Here is a 19600-nt window from a genome sequence, read left to right as displayed (position 1 = left end):
AATATAAAGATTGGGGTTGGGTAAGATGCAGGGAGTAACCAGGGAGAAATTAGGATTATTGTTGGGATTAGCAGGCGTCATTTGTTTTAGCTTAACGCTCCCTGCTACAAGTATTGCTGTAGAGTATTTTGGGACTACGGTCGTCGGTTTAGGAAGAACGGTTGTTGCTGCTATTTTAGTAGCTGTGGTATTGATCGTTCGAAAGGAAAAACTGCCTTCTCCAAGCCAATTCAAAAGTCTACTTATTGTTGCTGTTGGTGCAGTTTTAGGATTTCCTCTCCTCACTTCCTGGGCGATGGAATCCTTGCCTGTTTCTCATGGAGCTGTGGAAGTAGCACTGTTACCGTTAGCAACAGCGGGATTTGCTATGTTTAGAGCAGGTGAAATCCCTTCAATCAAATTCTGGGTTTCAAGTATAATCGGCTCTTTAGCTGTCATTATGTATGCACTTCATCTTGGATTCGGTCAATTGCAATTTGCCGATTTAGCTTTACTAACGGCAGTGATCATACTGGGACTTAGTTACGCAGAAGGGGGGAAATTAGCGAAAGAATTAGGCAGCTGGCAAGTGATTGCTTGGGCAATAATGATCGGTGCTCCATTTTTCATTATTCCAGTTGGTCTAAACCTTACAACTGAAATGATCCATGCCCCTATCCAAGCTTGGGTTAGCTTAATTTATCTCGCAGTGGTTAGTCAATTTCTAGCATATGTTGCTTGGTATAGCGGAATGGCTATGGGCGGAATATCAAGGGTTAGTCAGATTCAATACTTACAACCATTTTTGATGATTCTATTTGCAACAGTATTTCTAGATGAATCCATCACATCTTTCACTCTTGTAACAACAGTGATTGTTGTCTTTTCTGTCATAATAGGCAAAAATGCTCCCGTAACAAAAAAAGTAGCTGTATCAGGGAAAAGCTAACTGTATGAAATATAGCTTATAGAATTGTATTAGATGAAGAAGTTGTCATGAATATTGACTTATTTTATAGGTGAATTATTAATTTAATGCTAAGAAAAGATTCTGAGAGGAGAAAAAATGTATATTCCTGCACAATTTAACATTAAAGACGAAACACTTGCCTTTGACATTATGAAGGAACATAGTTTTGCGACTCTTTTTTCTCAACATAATGGAATGCCTTACGCGACTCATTTACCAATAATATTGAACGAGGATAATTCATGCTTATATGGACATTTTGCCCGTCCTAATTCTCAGTGGAAAGACATCAAAAATCAAACCGTCTTAGCTATTTTTCATGGACCGCATTGTTATATTTCTCCATCTTGGTATGAGACGAAAAATGCAGTACCAACGTGGAATTATGTGACCGTCCATGTTTACGGAGAAGTCGAACTTCAAGAGGATGAACATGAATTAATGAGCGCCCTACATGATATGGTATCGAAGTACGAAGCCCCTGACAGCTCATACAGTTTGCATAATGTAGATGCTGAGTTTCTCGCTGGTATGAACAAAGGAATTCAAGGATTCAAAATAAAAATCAACAAAATAGAAGGGAAAGCTAAGTTAAGTCAATATCATCCATTGCAAAGACAAAAGTTAATTGTTGATCAACTGGAACAAATGTCAAATACGGATGAGCAACAGATTTCATTATTAATGAAATCAAATCTTAAAAAATAACATGAATGTTACTGAACTATCGGGAGTGTTGATCAAATTAGGGTTAACGCTCTTTCTTTTTTCACATTAGGTTTAAATCTCGTATTGTAAAATCCTTATATGTAAAAGCTTTCATATTCATTAGGTCTTCTTAGATCCTACGACTTAGTTTCACTGGCTTCGGTTATTTTTCTTATCATGGTTCATCGTTCTCACCTCAAAAAAAAACACCCAAATTAATGGATGCCTCCTCCTTTTATTCATCAATTTTGACTTCTTTCAATAGATCATTTCTATACGAAATTGCATCACGTTCAAAAACTTTTTTAAACCTGTTTTCGTACTCTCCGCGGGTTATTAGACCTTTTTCTTCCAGTAATTCTACTATAGCTCTAACCCTTACTCTACTCGACACTAATTCGTTTGTCATATTGGACAATAAAATACCGATTTTCTCATCATCATTCATTTTTTCATCCCCTTTGTTTAATTAATTTGACAAAAGGGACCAATTCCCTGCAAAGAAAAGCACCCGAAAATAATAGATGTTAATGTTTTTCAATAGGTAAAATAAGGCGGGCTGTTAGGTCCTCTTTTACAGCCTCATTTAATGAGCCATACTATCACACCCGATTATGGAAAACTTTATAGGTTCACTTTATTTTTTTAAGGACTACTTTATTGCATCCTATGGAAATAATGCACCTTTTACTTTATGTACACTCCTTCAATCTTTGCTACATTAAATAATGAATGCATGTTAACAGCTAAGAGTTTATTCTATTCTATTGGCTTAACCTTATATCTCAAAACAGTTTTTAATTTAGCAGGTTCGACTTTTCTAAAATCTGAAAGATATATTTCTCTGTGTTGTAATGAAGTTCTTTCAAGATTATTATTTTTTATGAATTCATTCATTAATTTAAAACTTTGAGGTTCATCATCATATGGACCTACATGAAGCATTTGGACAGATAATCCATCATGAAATGTACCGAACTTTACATCATTCAGGAATGGATGTGGTTTCTTGTTTCCTACATGTTCAAATGCTCTCTCCACTACTTCTTTTGTAACAAAATCTGGTTGTCTAATCATGATCGTATATAATAATTCATCTTTATTTAAAGTATCTTTTTTTCTTCCCTCTTCTGTTAAATCCCATATTCCTTCCAATGGATATACGGTATATTCAAAATATCCATCTGGAGTGTATCCTTGCTTCGGCATCATTCTGACCGCATAAGCCACTGAATAAAGAACACCTATCTTTTCAGCGAATTCGTGCTCATTTGGATTTCCTTTTCCCTTTATCGAAAAGAATTTCTGTTCTGGAATTGTTACAAGTTCAGATTTTTGTTTTGGGATATATATATTCTTCTCTTGTTTTCTCCATTCGTATTTCATTAGTTTTTGTTCCCCTTCTCTATAACTTTTCATTATGTTTGATTACTACTTCAACGTCCTTTTAATTAAACCTTCATCTGGACAATTCCTTCGAGCCCTTTTTGTTTTACTAAATCAAGCTGGGCTATTCCCGTACATCCATCGAGTTATCTTTTGTGTTACCTTTTGACCAATATGATAGATTACGTCAAATACACAATATTGTATAGTATGCTCTGAATTCTTAGATTACCCCGCCAAGAAAGGGTGGTACATATTTGTACCACCCTTTTACTTCTAGTTCCACAATCGGGCCCTTGAATTTAATTGAACAAGAAAAGCTTTAAACTCATATACCAATTACTTGTATTTCATCATAAAGTTACTGCTGTATTATCTGAATAAGGTTGCCGCATGAATCGTCGAAGACAGCTATTGTGACTTCGCCCATTTTTGTCGGCTCCATAGTAAACTTCACGCCGTTTTCCAATAATCGTTCGTACTCTTTACTAATATCTGCCACGCCAAACATTGTTGCTGGGATGCCTTCGGAAAATATCTTCTTTTGATACTCCTTGGCGGCAGGGTGCTCATTCGGTTCGAGTAACAGCTCGGTACCGTCATGAGCATCGGGAGAAACAAGCGTAATCCACCTAAATTTCCCCATAGGAACGTCCTGTTTTTTTTCAAATCCCAGCTTTTCTGAATAAAATTCCAGAGCCTTGTCTTGGTCTTGTACGAATATACTGGTAACAATGATTTTCATAATGTTTTTCCTCCTTAGATATTTGCAACGTATGGTGTTCTGCTAACAATCTGGCTGCAAGCATAACAACCCACATTCGTCAGAAGTCCTGTTCCGAAAAGATTACTCTATCCATCCTTTCAACAAGTTTTTAAGTGGTTCGTTGTTGAACATAAGTACTCGATATTTTCCCTTTCGTTTTGAATTTACAAGCCCTGCATCTTCCAATGCAGAAAGATGTTTAGCTATCGCCTGTCTCGAAATGGAAAGGTCGTGCTTCATAATGAGACGTACCGTAAGTTCATACAGCGTCAACTCATTGCGTTCGGATAGTTCGTCTAATATAAGTCGACGAGTCGAATCGCCTAGTGCTTTGAATATAGCGTCTTTGTCCCAATTCATATATCGATTATAAGCAACTCTACGGTTGCTTGTCAATCATAAGCAACTGCACGGTTGCGTGACAAAGGAACGGTATCATGCAAACTTAACAAGTTAAAGTCACATAATAGTAGTTTGAACCATTTTAGAAATTTAAACTGTTTTTCAACATAAAAGTAACACACTAGTTAAAATTATATGCACCTTGTATGTTTTTTTAAAACGTTTCTTATTCAACTCCAGTTAGTCTGATTCCATACAATTTAGGATATCCATCTCATATGAAGTGTTTCTCCATTGTAGTGTTTTTAAATCAATTACAATCATTTAACATAGAAAAAAATCCCTGATCAAAAAGCAGGGATTTTTGGCATTTTAATGATCTTAGAGAACATTAAAATTATTATTCTATAACAAAGATAAGAATTTCAATATAACATCCTTTATACTGTAAGGTATTCAGCAATTACAATATTTCGATATACCCCTCTGTCCCATGCACTCGAATTCGTTGCCCATCTTTTATCAGTTCGGTCACATGTTCCACCCCAACAACTGCTGGTAAGCCATATTCACGTGCGATGACTGCTCCATGGGTCATCAGTCCGCCAACTTCGGTGACTAATCCTTTTATGGAAACAAACAATGGTGTCCAGCTAGGGTCAGTAAAGGAAGTGACTAATATATCTCCTTCTTCTAGATTAGCTTCTTCCATGTTTAAGATGACACGTGCTCTTCCCTCAATGACACCGGAAGAAACAGGCAGACCTACAATAGCTTCGGCTGGGAGATTTTCTCGTTTGTACTCACCTACAATGATTTCACCATCAGACGTGATCACACGGGGTAGGGTTAGTTTTTCATATAATTTGTACTCGTCTTTTCGTTTCCTGATGATCTGGTAATCCAGTTTGTTGGTGCGTACTACTTCGCCAAGTTCTTCAAAAGTGAGATAGTATATATCTTCTTTTTCATGAATGACGCCTATTTGTACGAGTTGATCGGCTTCTTTCAGTAAAGCCTGCTTATAAACGAAGTAGCGATTCACCATGCCGTATTTTGGATATTCACGATAACCGATGAAATTCCGTATCAGGTCGATCATTCGTTTTGTTTCTTTGGCTTTTTGATCACCATCCGGTAATTGCTTCAATCGATCTAATAACTCTTGTTCTTTTATCAAAGCTTCCTGTCGCCCTTGCTCAAATTTCCGATTGCTGGCGTTAGGCTCAAAGTTTTTGATGTTACCCAGAATCAACGGGACAAGTGTAATTGGTTTTTCACTCCAACGAGTTCTGGTAATATCGATTTCTCCGGCACATCGCATGCCGTATTTGCCGAGATAATCATAGATAGCTTCTTGCGTTTTTTGTCCACCTTTGAACTTAACCAGTTCATCCAAAAAGTTATCATCTTTTACATGTTGTAAATAATCAATGACTTCCGGATAAGGACGAATCACATCTGCGACATCCAATAGCGCCAGACCCATTTCCGAAGTAATATTGTTTGGTACAGATTGAGAAAGCGTATCTGCTGCGTTTTTTTCACCTAACCACTCATTCATATTTTCATTGATCCATGATGAAGCATCCATAGCAGCCATAAACACAGCTGAACTTTGTGGGTCAAATAAAATCTTCTTTAATATCTGGATATCTTCCAGAATAAAATCAAATAAATCCGACCCTGATTTCGTTTGGATGTTTTGTTTTAACTCTTCTATCGATGTTTGACTGTTCTTAATCAAATCAGAAACGATTGTCGGGTCGTTTTCGATTTGTGCCCTAGAATCCGCAGACATCACACCTTTATTGCTTTTACCGGAACTCTGTTCTTGCTTAACATTTGGTAAAGATTTTATGAAATCTCCTCGCTCTATTATGGTAAAGAGTGCGTCTTTCATGAGCAGATCGTGTTGTCCCATGGCATCTAATAACATTTTTCTGCTGTCAGGTGAAGCCAGCATATGTGTGACATCAACAAATAGCCTTCCACCAGCTTTACGCATAGGTGCAGGAGTCGTTAACAGGAAAAAAGACAATCCCAATGGTTTCATGGGGTCGGTCATCATTTGTTGATGACCAACAGATACATAGACGTGATTTTCTTGATCATTCGCTTCAGGGATCGGGTATAAAGTAGTGATTGGACGACTCTGGACGATATAAAATGTATCATCAACCAAACACCATTCGATATCCTGTGGGCTACCAAAATAAGCTTCGATCTGTCTTCCGATGCGTGCCAGTTGTAAAATCTGTTGATCAGTAAGTGTTTGTTTCTTTTGCTGATCCGGATCGATTTGTTGTTTCACTGTTCCGCCTTCTTTTCGTCCATAGATAGCCAATTTCTTCGTTGCTATCATCTTATCGACGATTTCCTCTTCCTCTACTTTATAACAATCGGCTGATACCAAGCCAGAGACCAGTGCTTCGCCAAGTCCAAAACTGGCTTCGATTGATAGCAGTTTTCGGTTTGAAGTAATCGGATCAGCGGTAAATAGAATCCCTGAAGCCTGTGGGAAAACCATCCTTTGAACGATAACGGATAAATAAACTTGACTGTGGTCAAATCCATTTTGCATACGGTAGATTACAGCGCGATCCGTAAATAGGGAAGCCCAGCATTTGCTGATATGCTGCAAGATGGCATCGACGCCGATGATATTTAAATAGGTGTCTTGTTGACCAGCAAAAGAGGCATGTGGTAAATCTTCTGCAGTCGCACTGGAACGCACTGCATATGCATGCTCATCACCAAACTGGGAGAGATGGTGAGTAACTGCTTTCACAACATCGGAAGGAATATCTACTTCCATAATGATATGTCGAATCTTCCTGCTGATTTCACCAATTTGTTCACGATCTTCTACTTTTAGCATTGTCAGTCGATCCAACAAAGCTTGGTACGTTTCGTTTTGTTCGATGGCTTTTTGATATCCCACTGTTGTAACACAAAATCCTTCTGGTACTTGTATTCCTTCAATTTTTGATAATTCCCCTAAATTTAATCCTTTTCCGCCAACGAGCAATAGCTGTGTTTTTTCCATTTTCTGAAAACCGAGAACCAATGAACCCATTCTATACCCCTCCCACAAATCTCAATAAAGGTCTATTGTATTTTAGCAGTAGCAAATAAGAATAAATAGTATATTTTTACCATTTTTTATATGCTATAATTAAATTAGGAAGAGGAAGAGTTCAACTGCCATACAGTAACCAATGCCCCGGTTCATCCCCTTGAAAGCAGTTCCATAAAAAATACCAGAATCAAAATAAATTGGCCCTGGCAGAACTGTATCATCATGATTTAATTTAGTACTTTAAAAGAAATGACAGTAATTTCATGCCATAAACATCATTATAATTATGTTTACGATAATCGGAATTGCTATTAACATAATGAATATTCATTACTTTAAAAAGATATTTAACTGAGCACCTGCACCTTTTTGGTGCTTTTTTATTTCCTCCTCATAGATCTACCAACTGGTTTAATTCTTCTTTTTTCTTAGGCTTCGCCAGACGTTTTTTATATAGTTCTAGTAAAATGAAATAATGTATCTAGAGAGAAGGTCCATTTTTAAACATAGGCAGTATCACTCCCCTTCTCTCTGCCTATTAATTAGTTTTTTAGGATTCTCACCCACATTCTTTTCATAATTCCTCTACTGTTTTATCTTCGTTTCGTAAATGATTTGTTAAGTTTTTATAAAAATCCTATTTAATTCTTTATGCATGATAAAATTCTGGTTAGGCAAAGTATAAATCGCCTAAACCAATGATTCATTTGTTAAGGTGCAAGGCTGCACATTTATATTTTTTGATTTTGCTTATAATAATTAAAAGAGGGTTTTAAATGATTTTTCCTACTATTTATTTACCTAGTACAGAAGATAGACACATAGTTAAAGACAAAAATACTTTTGAGTGCGGAGCCAGATACCAAGTATTCCCTATGTTAACAAGAAGGGACCTAAGAAAGATTAGATTCATGCATTACGAAGAAGTAACATGTCTAAGATGTAAAACGAGTGTAACGAAGAGATAATTATCATTCCAAAACGCAAACCCTTATGTCGCAGTTTGTGTTCCTTATCCACTTTAAATGTGATCTAAGCATTCTTTGCCACAATTCTTTTTGCCAACCTTCTTACCTATAGGTGTTGTAATTTTTAGTTGTGGCATGGACGGCAATATCGTTTTGTAAATTATCTTTGTTTCCCCGTACCAACCATCTGGTGGATTCATAGGATTCAGTTTTTGATTGATTTTAAAGAACTAGCCGAGTATACTCAGTCAAATTTGATGAATATAGCATAAATAAAAAAGCCCCTCTTGATTAATGAATTGTGCCCCTTTTACGGACAGTATAAAAAAAGCACCTAAACAGCTAATCGAATATTCAAAGTTGCAGGAATGTATCTAATAACTGTCCTAACTTTGAAGGTATTAAAGCCCTCTTAAGAGAACTCTATATAATATGGTAAAAATTAGGGGTGAGATTGAATAGGGAATTCACTTAAGCAAGCCGAATTGGAAGTTTTTAAAGAATTGGTTGAGAAGCACTTGCTTTTGGGATTGTAAATCTCATCCTTAATTCATATTTGATAAAGGGCAGGAGGACACAACTTTGAAAAAGTTCATATTATCTTTATTAGGTGGAGTAATTATAGGAGGAATCATTTGTTACATTTTCATGAACTATGAAACTTCGAACTATGTAATTCAAGATTTTAATGGCCATGAAGAGAAAGAAGTTAAAGAGTGGGACTTTATGTATATCACACAAGCTGGTTTCATAATTTTAGGCATCACTCTATTGTTTTATTTCTCTTGGGGCATTATAGAAAAGCGAATGGATAAAGATCATAAAATGTAAATACTTATAACATTTGGTATAATTTAACATTTATTTGTCGTTTTGTGTTACTGTTGTTTTGTGTTATCAATTTTGATAATCACAAATACAATTGATTGGGGATGTAAGGAATGAAAGCCTTGAAAAGGCTACTATTCTCGTGTTTGGCAGTGATGTTGTTTTCTTCGCTACTAAGTACGATACAAGTAAAAGAGCTATACCAATAACCAATAATCCATAATCCACCTTTTCACCCCCAAAGGACAATTTTATTTCCTGCTACTCTTTTAATACAAACTAAAAAGGTAAAAGTTACCTTTTATTATTTTTTTACCACAAAAAACCATTTTCCTTATTCAACTACCTGCCCCGTTAGTTCAATTTAAATTTGTCATACAAAGCTTGTATTTTTTATAAACTTAGAAAGAAGTTAATTATGATCAGAATGGAGCGGAAATATGCTTCTCCCTAAATTTGTAGATGAACTTCCTATCCCACCTATTTTAAAACCTCGATGGAAAGATCAACTTCAAACTTATTATGAAGTTAATATGACAGAATTTAAACAATCACTCCATAGTGAGCAAAATGATACAACTGTATGGGGCTATGAAGGCAGCTACCCAGGACCTACAATTGAAGTAGAGAGCGGAGAAAAAGTTTTTATTAAATGGATCAACAATCTTCCAGAAAAACATCTTTTTCCGGTAGACTATACGGTGCATGGTGCCCATGTGGATGTACCGGAAGTACGAACGGTAGTACATGTTCATGGAGCTAGTGTTGAACCGGAAAGCGATGGCTACCCGGAGGCTTGGTTTACAAAAGGATTCGAACGAGTAGGACCTTATTTTAAAAAGGAAGTATATCAATATGATAATAACCAGAAATCTGTTACTCAATGGTATCATGACCATGCACTTGGGATTACGAGACTCAATGTATATGCGGGACTGGCAGGTTTTTATCTCATAAGAGATAATCGTGAACGTTTATTAAATTTACCCAGCGGTGACTATGAAATCCCTCTTATTATCCAAGACAGATCATTTCATAAAAACGGTGCTCTTTATTATCCAAACCAGCAAGATAAACCGATTAAGGGATTAGAAACATCAATCGTTCCTGAATTTTTTGGGGACACAATCCTGGTTAATGGCAAAGTATGGCCTTATTTAGAAGTGGAACCACGAAAATACCGATTTCGGCTGTTAAATGGTTCAAACTCCCGTTTTTATAGGATCAAGCTGGATTCAGGACAACTCATTTATCAAATCGGGACGGATAGCGGATTAATGGAATATCCGATAGGGATCAAAGAAATCATACTTGCTCCAGCAGAAAGAGCAGATGTCATCATTGATTTTACCAATCTTGTGGGAAAGAACATTATTGTGACAAATGACGCCCCCGCCCCTTTTCCAGATGGAGATCCCGCAAGTGCAGTAGGTATAGTGATGGAATTTAGAGTCTCTCTTCCTCTTACAAGTATTGATACCAGTGTTATTCCATCGTATATGGAGCCTTTTTCAAAGATAATTGAACAGTCGGCTTCAAAGGAAAGATACTTAACTTTAAATGATAATATGGATCAGTACGGACGGGAATTCATGTTATTAGATAATAAAACTTGGGATGCTCCTATTACAGAAAATCCAAAATTGGGATCAACCGAAATATGGTATCTAATTAACTTAACTACGGATACACACCCTATTCATCTCCACTTAATTGATTTTCAAATATTAGACCGGAGAGATTTCGATGTAGAAAAGTATAACAAGGAGAGAATTATCCATTATACGGGTCCCGCGTTGCCACCCGAACCACAAGAACGAGGAAGGAAGGATACAGTAAGAGCTAATCCTAAACAAGTAACTCGAATTATCATGAAGTTTGGTCCCTATACAGGATTATATGTTTGGCACTGTCATATATTGGAGCACGAGGATTATGAGATGATGAGACCATATATTGTTATCCGATAATAGACTGTATCCTTACAATCCTCTATGCTCGCTTGTCTTATCGAGAGTACTTCTTTCTTAGTTAAAATAATGTTATTGGAAAAAATAAAAAAATCTTTAGATTATCCCTGTTCTATTCATGAATAGATTCTCTTACTTCTAAAATCAACAACACCCTTTAACAGGGCCAAAACAAAATAAGCCCCTACTCAAAGCGAGTATGGGCTTTTATTAATCCTCAACGATTACACTAATGATATCACTACTGAATATACTCAAAGGAACTATCTTTCTTCTGAATACGTAACTCTTTCGTGACAGGATGTATGTACACACAGTAACCCTGCAATTCATGTGGATTTACCTCGTTATGCAATCTAAAACTAATTGGTAAATGATATTCCATCGCATAATGAATGTTGTTTTCAAATTCTTCAACCTCGTATTCATCAAAGACAGGCCTTTTATTTAGGAAATAATCAACCTCTCCCAGTTTTTTATTTAAAGCTTTATGTTCTGGCATAATCAATGCTGCTTGCCATTTAACAAGCCCTCTATCACGAATTGTACTCATCAGAAAGATCCCTCCCTTACATCCTTTATTTACGAACAGGTGTTCTTATAAAAAGTCAGAATACCCATAAGTTCAGGCTAGAGAATTTTTATATAAATAAAAGGCTTTGTTAAAGATTAATATTGATTTTTGTACAAAAAAAAGACCACTTATTGGGTCTTCTTTTTTGCTTCCTATGTAACTAACACAGTTTAATAACGAGTTGTCAGTGAGAAAGAAACCCACCTTTCCCCATCTAGCTGAGTCGCGTGATAACAAGGTGTGCTGAAACAGCCCTTGTTCCTCCAGCAAGAGGAGTGATGGTTAGTGCCGGGAAATTGCCAGTAGGATTTCGTACAGTCAGTATTGAATTGATGACTGACGTTTGAACAAGAGCCATTCCTACTATCTGAGAAGTACCGGTGGCTCGCCCGACCACCGTATAGGGTAGGTCAATGCCATTGAGAGTTAAAATCAGTTGGCCCGGTTCGCTCACACTCACCTGAAAAAAGACCTGATAAATGCCAATTGCAGACAAAGTAAATGAATCGACAGTAGCCCGTACAATACCACCCGCGCTAGTAGGTCCATTTTGCGGAAAATCTACATCTTGACCGCCTCCAACTGTTGTTGCATTATCACCAGGCATCAACGCATAAAAGTCCGCAAAATCTAATACTGACCCTGCTGGTCTTTGTGGCCCTGTTGCTCCTGTTGCCCCTGCTGGTCCCGCTGGTCCGATTGCTCCTGCTGGTCCTGTTGCTCCTGCTGGTCCCGTTGCTTTGCACTAGATTAAAGAGCGGAACGGCTTCATGGTAAAAACAAAAGGAGTATATTTAGGTATATTTCTAATTTGTAATTATCGAGAAAAACTACCAAGGCATATAAATTTATAAATTAGCTTTTGAATTTAAATTTCCACGTTATTTCCCTAAGAGATTCATATCCTTTAACAAATTCTAAAACAGAAATTAGCCCCTACTCAGTGAGTAAGGGTCTTTAAAGGGTGTGTGCTTCCTAGGAGAAGCACAAATATAAGCATCAACAATCAAAGCAAGGATTATACTAAAAACATTTTAAATTGAGTCAGTGGGGTAAAAAAGGGGTAAACCTTCTATCTCTAATTCATATTAATTATTACCCCAATAAATAAAAAACCCCTGACACCAGAGGTGCCAAGGGTTTGAGATATTAATACATTGACATATATTGTTCGCGTTCCCATGGGTGAACTTGTGTGCGGAACATATCCCACTCGATTTCTTTTGCTTCGATGAAGTGTTCAAGTAAATGTTCACCTAATGCTTCTTTGATGACTTCATCAGATTTTAATGTTTCCAATGCAGCATATAAAGTAGCTGGTAGATCAACGATACCTACTTCTTCACGTTCTTCTTTATTCATAACATAGATGTTGCGGTCAACTGGAGCCGGTGGAGTCAAGTCGTTCTTGATACCGTCAAGACCAGCTTTTAGTAGAACTGCAAGTGCCAAGTATGGGTTTGCTGCTGGATCGACACTACGTACCTCAACGCGAGTACTTACTCCGCGTGATGCTGGGATACGGATTAATGGACTACGGTTTTTAGCGGACCATGCAACATAACAAGGAGCTTCGTAACCAGGAACTAGACGTTTGTATGAGTTAACAGTTGGGTTTGTTACCGCAGTGAAGCTTGGAGCATGCTTAATGATACCTGCGATAAATTGCTCAGCTGTTTTGCTTAATTCCAATTTACCTTCTTTATCATAAAATGCGTTTTCGTTGCCTTTGAATAGAGAGACGTTACAGTGCATACCAGATCCGTTAACACCGAACAATGGTTTTGGCATGAATGTCGCGTGTAAACCATGTTTGCGGGCAATCGTTTTAACAACCAATTTAAATGTTTGGATATTATCACAAGCTGAGATGGCATCTGCATATTTAAAGTCAATTTCATGTTGTCCTGGAGCTACTTCATGGTGGGATGCTTCGATTTCAAATCCCATTTCTTCAAGCTCAAGAACGATATCACGACGGCAGTTTTCTCCTAGGTCAGTAGGTGCAAGGTCAAAGTATCCGCCTTTATCGTTCAATTCCAGCGTCGGCTCGCCTGCTGCATCCAGTTTGAATAGGAAGAATTCAGGTTCAGGTCCAAGATTGAAATCTGTGAAGCCCATTTCTCTTGCTTCTGCAAGAACACGTTTTAGGTTAGCACGTGGATCTCCATCAAAAGGTGTTCCATCCGTATTGTAAATATCACAGATCAAACGTGCCACTTTACCTTTTTCGGAAGTCCAAGGGAAGATAACCCATGTGTTTAAATCAGGATATAGGTACATATCAGACTCTTCGATACGAACGAAGCCTTCAATGGAAGATCCGTCAAACATCATTTTATTATCAAGTGCTTTTTCTAATTGACTGACTGGGATTTCAACGTTTTTAATTGTCCCTAAAATGTCAGTAAACTGTAAACGAATGTACTTAACATTTTCTTCTTTCGCTAAACGAGTGATGTCTTCACGTGTGAACTTTGCCAATTTCTATTCCCCCTAATAATTCATAAATCATATTTTTTATTGGAAAAAACGGGACATATCCCCTTGTCTAAGAGATGTTCGATGCTTGCTTCCTTGTAAAAGCTCGGCACGCAGAAGCTTGCGAAGCTCCTCGTCACTAAGGTCATGCCTTATTTTTTCCGCTTGTTCTAATTCTTGAGTTTTAGGTAAATTCTGTTCCTTTACAGTGAAAATCTTTTTAATGCCGGCCAGATTGACTCCTTGTTCGATTAAATCTTTAATCTCAAGCAGTCGATCGATATCGTTTAATGAAAAAACCCGACGATTTCCATCTGTTCTCATAGGAGTAATAAGTTGATGCTCTTCGTAATACCGAATTTGGCGTGCAGACAACTCAGTTAACTGCATGACGATTCCGATGGAAAAAAGAGGCATCGAACGCCGAATGTTGTTGCCGCTCATTCTTAGCATCCTCCTTTTGTTTATCTTAAAGTAATCTTATATCATGTTATTAAACTTGTCAATATGATGTTACATTTTATGACGTGTTTTTTTCAGAAAAATTAAATGATTTGTTACTGCTCAAATATTTTGACTACTTTTTATGCTGGAATCCAATTGTATCTGGATTCCCATGACTTACCTAATTATTTTCATTTACAATTGAATCAGCTTTTTGTCCATTAGCGCATTGACAGCAGTCAATACAGCTATTTTAACATGGGCGTATGTCAATCCGCCTTGAACGTAGGCAACATATGGAGCCCTTGTCGGCCCATCTGCCGTCAGTTCAATGCTGGCCCCCTGAATAAAGGTGCCCGCAGCCATGATTACATCATCCTCATACCCCGGCATATAGGCAGGATATGGTGTCACATGTGAATTTATTGGTGATGCATATTGGATGGCCTGACAGAAGGCAACCATCTTATCCCGGTCATCAAATTGGACGGATTGAATCAAGTCAGTTCGCTTCGCATCCCATTTAGGAGATGTATTCATACCAAGTTTTTCTAAAAAGGCAGCTGTGAACATGGCTCCTTTAACAGCTTGGCCCACGACATGCGGTGCAAGGAAGAATCCCTGGTACATTTCCTGCAGACTATAAAGCGACGCACCTGCTTCAGCCCCTATTCCTGGTGATGTTAACCGATATGAGCAAGCTTCAACCAGGTACTTTTTACCAACAATGTATCCACCGGTTTTCACTATCCCGCCACCAGGATTTTTAATGAGTGAACCAGCCATTAAATCCGCTCCGACATGACATGGTTCTTGTGTCTCAACAAACTCTCCATAACAATTGTCCACGAACACGACGATTTCCGGGTTAATGCCTTTAACAAAGGAAATCATTTCCTTTATTTCATCGATCGTAAAGGAAGGACGTGTAGCATACCCTTTTGACCGTTGTATACCGATCATTTTCGTATTTGGTTGTATGGCTTGTTTGACGGCTTCAAAATCAACGGTTCCAGCTTCCACTAACGGAACGGCCTTATAGCTGATATGAAAATCACGCAAAGATCCGATACCCGACCCCCGGATACCGACAATTTCTTCCAAAGTATCATAAGGCTTTCCAGTTATGTATAACAATTCATCCCCTGGGCGCAATATGCCAAAAAGAGCGGTGGAGATGGCGTGTGTGCCTGATATAATTTGGGGACGCACCAATCCAGCTTCCGCTCCAAAAACCTCTGCGTATATCAATTCCAGCGTATCGCGGCCCATATCATCGTATCCATACCCTGTAGTCGGGATGAAATGGGAATCACTCACTTTATGTGCTTGATAACTTTGTAATACACGAAATTGATTTTCTTCGATTCGTTCGTCCACTTGCTTATGTAATGGAGAAATCATTGCTTCCACTTCCTGCGCAATGTTTTTCAACACTTCTCCATTTGTTAACTGCTGATACATCAAAATTCCCCTTTATAATGAATATTTCTCTAGCTGACCGGTTATTGGATGATCAGCTAGACAAAAACCTTTGCATTCATATCTTTCCGATTCTTCATTAAAGGAGAGAGTGCGCAATATGGTTTCATTTTTCAGCTGTGATAATAGTTTACCCTCACTCGATGGCAGGAAAACATGATACGGGACCATTTCTTCAATCACGTACTTTTCAATTTCTTCCATGATTTCATTCAGATCCGATTGTTCATAGGCACTGATCATTAATGAAGCACGACTGCCTGACCTGACAAAATCAGCGTGAACCTTATCTTTCTTATTATACAACGTTAGCTGTGGAATGGAAGGGACATCTAAGTCATTTAGCAAATCCTGCACTGTTTTCTGATGATTAAAGTAATCTGTACTTGACGAATCCACCACATGGAGCAATAGATCCGCTTCTTTCACTTCTTCAAGGGTCGAGCGGAATGCGGCAATTAAAGATGTCGGCAAATCTTGAATGAAGCCAACCGTATCCGTCAGCAGCACGGTAAATCCGCTAGGAAGAATCGCCTTTCGTGTCATGGGATCAAGTGTAGCGAATAACTGGTTCTCTTCGTAAGAATCCGCCTCCGTCAAACGGTTGAACAGTGTTGATTTACCTGCATTCGTGTATCCCACAAGGGCTATTTGAAATGTCTTATTACGTTTCCTTCTGTCACGATAACGTTCACGATGCTTCACTATGCCACTTAATTGTTGCTTGATTTCATCTATTTTCCCGCGAATGTGGCGGCGGTCGCTTTCCAGCTTCGTCTCACCTGGTCCCCTGGTGCCGATTCCGCCGCCCAGCCTGGACATTGCCATCCCCTGTCCGACCAAACGCGGTAATAAATATTGGAGCTGAGCAAGTTCGACCTGCAGCTTCCCTTCCCTGGATCGCGCCCGCTGAGCGAATATATCCAATATTAGCTGTGTCCGGTCTATGATCCTAGCCTCCAATTGCTTCGAAAGGTTCCGAATCTGGCTCGGGGAAAGTTCATCATTAAAGATAAATAAATCCGGCTCAAGCTCCTCTTCCAGATTCCGAAGTTCCTCCACTTTTCCTTTTCCTATATATGTAGCTGGATCGACGCTTTCCCTTTTCTGGGTGATGGTCATTAAAACCTCACCATTCGCCGTCTTCGCCAATGAAGCCAGTTCATCAAGTGAATATTCAAAACGTTCATTAGTCTCAGTTGTTTGACACCCAATCAAAACGGCCGTTTCCTTTACTGCTTCTTCCAAATCACATGCACCACCTTCGGATAGATTTCAGTTAATCATAACAAAAAAATTGAATATATAAAAATTTCCTGAAAACGTAGCTTTTAACCGTTTTAAAAATTCCGATAACATGCTAAAATCAAATTTGGCTTTACCATCAAAATCAAAAAGACATAGAGGGACATTCATATGACATGGGAAGTATTAAGCTTCATAGGTACGATTGCATTCGCTATTAGCGGGACCATCATCGCCATGGAAGAAGAGTATGATATTTTGGGAGTTTATATTTTAGGAATAATTACAGCCTTTGGCGGAGGGGCAATCCGCAATCTGCTGATCGGTGTCCCCGTTTCAGCGTTATGGGATCAAAGTTTCTATTTTGTCATCGCTTTAGTATCCATCACCATCGTTTTTGTTTTTCCTACTAACCTTTCAAAGCACTGGGATAGATGGGGAAACTTCAGTGATGCCATTGGCCTTTCAGCCTTTGCCATCCAAGGGGCGATGTATGCCGTGGAACTTAATCATCCAATAAGCGCCATCATTGTATCAGCTGCATTAACCGGGTGCGGCGGCGGAATACTCCGTGACGTACTGGCCGGAAGAAAGCCATTGGTCTTCAGAAAAGAAATCTACGTAGTATGGGCCATCATTGCTGGCTTGGCTTTAGGCAGTGGTGTATTATCCCAGTCATGGCAGCTTTATTCGCTCTTTGCCGTCATCACGATATTGCGAGTCCTTTCCTACACCAACAATTGGCATCTTCCTAATAAAAAATGGGTGCCTAAAACATAAATTTGAAAAGCCCGCCATCTTGGTGGGCTTTTCCATGTCATTCTTTTTCATCATCCTCGAAAACCAAATCTTGGCTGGTAAGCGTCAGTAAATCGGATTTTTCAAATGAATCCTCCAATAAAAGCCGCATTGCCTGAGCCCTAATTGACTTTTCAAGTACATTACGGATATAACGTCCGTTAGAAAATGAAATAGGTCCCCGAAATGAACGCAATATGATTAAATGTTCTTTTAATTTCCTCTCGGCATCCCGATTCATTAGATATTCCTTTTCCTGCAGCATCCGATCGGCTATTTCCATTAACTGTTCAATAGTATAATCCGGAAAATCAATAACAAGCGGGAATCTGGAATGAAGTCCGGGATTAAGGCTGAGGAAATAATCCATTTCCCTCGAATATCCAGCAAGGATCAAAATGAATTCGTGCTGCCGATCCTCCATATGCTTGACAAGGGTATCTATGGCTTCTTTGCCAAAATCCTTTTCCCCTCCTCTTCCCAAGGAATAGGCTTCATCAATAAATAAGATCCCTCCAATGGCCTTTTTAATTAAATCCCTTGTTTTTTGGGCAGTATGACCAATGTATTCCCCGACCAAATCTGCCCTCTCCGCTTCAATTAAATGCCCTTTCGATAGTACATTCATTTTTTGAAACAACTTACCGATTAAACGTGCAACCGTTGTTTTCCCCGTTCCGGGATTTCCTTTAAACATCATATGCAGTGCTTGCCTGCCAGTCTTCAGCCCTTTTGCCTCACGTTGTTTATTGATGTAGATCCAGGCATATATCTCTTTTATCATCTTTTTCATTTCTTCCATCCCGACCAGCGATTTCAGCTCATCTTCAATCTCTTTCAATGCCACATGCTGGTGGGGGATTTCCTGCACCAAAATTTCTTTTATCGGCAGTTCCTTTTGTAGAGCTTTTCTGTTTTCCGCATTAAACACAATATTGATTTGCCCGTTATTTTTCATACGGATCGGTTGTTCCAATGCATTCACCTCTCCATCTTGGACCCTTACTCTAATTCCACAAATTTTCATTCGATTTATGATGGTTACAACTAAACCATCGGAAAATTCGATTATTTAAGCCGTATTCCCTTCCTGAAAAGCGACTTATTCTGACAGAATTCTTTCCTTGGAGGATGTGTTACGACAATCTCCGTTCCCTTTCACCAATTTATATGGGGGAATGTCATTTCCTGCGGTTTCCCGGAAAATAATCCGTCCCTTGATATATATTCAAAACAGGTACGTAAAATTATCGATTCTTTGAAAAAGAACAGCGAATTGCATGCAAAAAAAAAAACAGGTCGCTATAAGCTAAACCTGTTTTTTACATACATATATATGATTATTCCTTCACTTCGTAATCAATCTGAACATTACGTTGTGGAGCAAATGTAGAGATCGCATGTTTATAGACTAATTGCTGTTTGCCCTCCGACTCAAATAAAACGGTAAAATTATCGAACCCTTTCACTTGTCCTCTAATCTGGAACCCGTTTAATAAAAATACCGTCACATACGTACCATCTTTCCGTAATTGATTAAGAAACTGATCTTGAATATTTACTGATTGTTTCATGAA

General features: G+C 38.3%; 19 protein-coding genes. 5 read left to right on the top strand and 14 right to left on the bottom strand.

The annotated features are described in order from the left end of the window. Positions 1 to 25: 25 nt before the first annotated feature. Positions 26 to 928, top strand: coding sequence for a DMT family transporter (locus ABOA58_RS09610; RefSeq protein ID WP_350302086.1), 903 nt, complete (start codon positions 26 to 28; stop codon positions 926 to 928). Positions 929 to 1045: 117 nt separating this feature from the next. Further along, a complete protein-coding gene (locus tag ABOA58_RS09605; RefSeq protein ID WP_350302085.1) occupies positions 1046 to 1657 on the top strand; it encodes an FMN-binding negative transcriptional regulator in 612 nt (203 codons plus the stop codon). Positions 1658 to 1892: 235 nt separating this feature from the next. Here ABOA58_RS09605 and ABOA58_RS09600 read toward each other — a convergent pair whose 3' ends face one another. From ABOA58_RS09600 to ppsA, 5 genes are all read right to left on the bottom strand, one after another. Beyond that, on the bottom strand, positions 1893 to 2105 hold the full coding sequence (locus tag ABOA58_RS09600; protein WP_350302084.1) for a hypothetical protein: 213 nt from the start codon (positions 2103 to 2105) through the stop codon (positions 1893 to 1895). Between the two features lie 311 nt (positions 2106 to 2416). Beyond that, positions 2417 to 3043: a GyrI-like domain-containing protein gene (locus tag ABOA58_RS09595; RefSeq protein ID WP_350302083.1), complete on the bottom strand. Its 627-nt coding sequence runs from the start codon at positions 3041 to 3043 to the stop codon at positions 2417 to 2419. 361 nt (positions 3044 to 3404) lie between these two features. Beyond that, the gene (locus ABOA58_RS09590; protein WP_350302082.1) at positions 3405 to 3788 is read right to left on the bottom strand and encodes a VOC family protein; all 384 of its coding nucleotides are present in this window, start codon (positions 3786 to 3788) and stop codon (positions 3405 to 3407) included. A gap of 102 nt (positions 3789 to 3890) precedes the next feature. Then, positions 3891 to 4169, bottom strand: coding sequence for an ArsR/SmtB family transcription factor (locus tag ABOA58_RS09585; protein ID WP_350302837.1), 279 nt, complete (start codon positions 4167 to 4169; stop codon positions 3891 to 3893). Positions 4170 to 4614: 445 nt separating this feature from the next. Beyond that, positions 4615 to 7230, bottom strand: a complete 2616-nt coding sequence (ppsA, locus tag ABOA58_RS09580) for a phosphoenolpyruvate synthase (RefSeq protein ID WP_350302081.1) — start codon at positions 7228 to 7230, stop codon at positions 4615 to 4617. A gap of 1553 nt (positions 7231 to 8783) precedes the next feature. Between ppsA and ABOA58_RS09575 the strand changes: the two genes are divergently transcribed. Next, positions 8784 to 9032 (top strand): hypothetical protein, encoded by a 249-nt coding sequence (locus tag ABOA58_RS09575; protein ID WP_350302080.1) that lies wholly within the window; start codon positions 8784 to 8786, stop codon positions 9030 to 9032. 66 nt (positions 9033 to 9098) lie between these two features. Here the strand turns inward: ABOA58_RS09575 and ABOA58_RS09570 are convergent, their stop codons facing one another. Then, on the bottom strand, positions 9099 to 9257 hold the full coding sequence (locus ABOA58_RS09570; RefSeq protein WP_350302079.1) for a hypothetical protein: 159 nt from the start codon (positions 9255 to 9257) through the stop codon (positions 9099 to 9101). Between the two features lie 212 nt (positions 9258 to 9469). Between ABOA58_RS09570 and ABOA58_RS09565 the strand changes: the two genes are divergently transcribed. Further along, positions 9470 to 10999 carry a multicopper oxidase family protein gene (locus ABOA58_RS09565; protein WP_350302078.1) on the top strand — a complete coding sequence of 510 codons (1530 nt, stop codon included), beginning with the start codon at positions 9470 to 9472 and terminating at the stop codon, positions 10997 to 10999. 241 nt (positions 11000 to 11240) lie between these two features. Here the strand turns inward: ABOA58_RS09565 and ABOA58_RS09560 are convergent, their stop codons facing one another. The 6 genes from ABOA58_RS09560 to hflX all read right to left on the bottom strand — a co-directional run bounded on the left by ABOA58_RS09560 (position 11241) and on the right by hflX (position 17228). After that, positions 11241 to 11552 (bottom strand): YolD-like family protein, encoded by a 312-nt coding sequence (locus tag ABOA58_RS09560; protein WP_350302077.1) that lies wholly within the window; start codon positions 11550 to 11552, stop codon positions 11241 to 11243. 235 nt (positions 11553 to 11787) lie between these two features. Beyond that, positions 11788 to 12180 carry a hypothetical protein gene (locus ABOA58_RS09555; RefSeq protein ID WP_350302836.1) on the bottom strand — a complete coding sequence of 131 codons (393 nt, stop codon included), beginning with the start codon at positions 12178 to 12180 and terminating at the stop codon, positions 11788 to 11790. Between the two features lie 542 nt (positions 12181 to 12722). Next, a complete protein-coding gene (gene glnA / locus ABOA58_RS09550; RefSeq protein ID WP_053534438.1) occupies positions 12723 to 14057 on the bottom strand; it encodes a type I glutamate--ammonia ligase in 1335 nt (444 codons plus the stop codon). 36 nt (positions 14058 to 14093) lie between these two features. Continuing rightward, positions 14094 to 14498 carry a MerR family transcriptional regulator gene (locus ABOA58_RS09545; protein ID WP_048680941.1) on the bottom strand — a complete coding sequence of 135 codons (405 nt, stop codon included), beginning with the start codon at positions 14496 to 14498 and terminating at the stop codon, positions 14094 to 14096. A gap of 195 nt (positions 14499 to 14693) precedes the next feature. Further along, entirely contained in the window at positions 14694 to 15962 is a 1269-nt protein-coding gene (locus ABOA58_RS09540; protein WP_350302076.1) for an aminotransferase class I/II-fold pyridoxal phosphate-dependent enzyme, read from the bottom strand. Positions 15963 to 15974: 12 nt separating this feature from the next. Further along, positions 15975 to 17228 (bottom strand): GTPase HflX, encoded by a 1254-nt coding sequence (gene hflX, locus ABOA58_RS09535; RefSeq protein WP_350302075.1) that lies wholly within the window; start codon positions 17226 to 17228, stop codon positions 15975 to 15977. Positions 17229 to 17396: 168 nt separating this feature from the next. Here hflX and ABOA58_RS09530 point away from each other — a divergent pair, with 168 nt between their 5' ends. After that, the gene (locus tag ABOA58_RS09530) at positions 17397 to 18005 is read left to right on the top strand and encodes a trimeric intracellular cation channel family protein (RefSeq protein ID WP_350302074.1); all 609 of its coding nucleotides are present in this window, start codon (positions 17397 to 17399) and stop codon (positions 18003 to 18005) included. A 37-nt stretch (positions 18006 to 18042) separates the two neighbouring features. On the opposite strand, the gene spoVK is transcribed toward ABOA58_RS09530, so the two are convergent. Beyond that, a complete protein-coding gene (gene spoVK, locus ABOA58_RS09525; protein WP_241592858.1) occupies positions 18043 to 18999 on the bottom strand; it encodes a stage V sporulation protein K in 957 nt (318 codons plus the stop codon). 364 nt (positions 19000 to 19363) lie between these two features. Continuing rightward, positions 19364 to 19597, bottom strand: coding sequence for an RNA chaperone Hfq (hfq, locus tag ABOA58_RS09520; RefSeq protein WP_034313436.1), 234 nt, complete (start codon positions 19595 to 19597; stop codon positions 19364 to 19366). Positions 19598 to 19600 lie beyond the last annotated feature (3 nt).

The organism is Peribacillus frigoritolerans, from assembly GCF_040250305.1.
GTDB lineage: Bacteria > Bacillota > Bacilli > Bacillales > DSM-1321 > Peribacillus.
The sequence above is the reverse complement of the archived record's forward strand: the minus strand, read 5'-3'. Positions and strand labels throughout refer to the sequence as shown.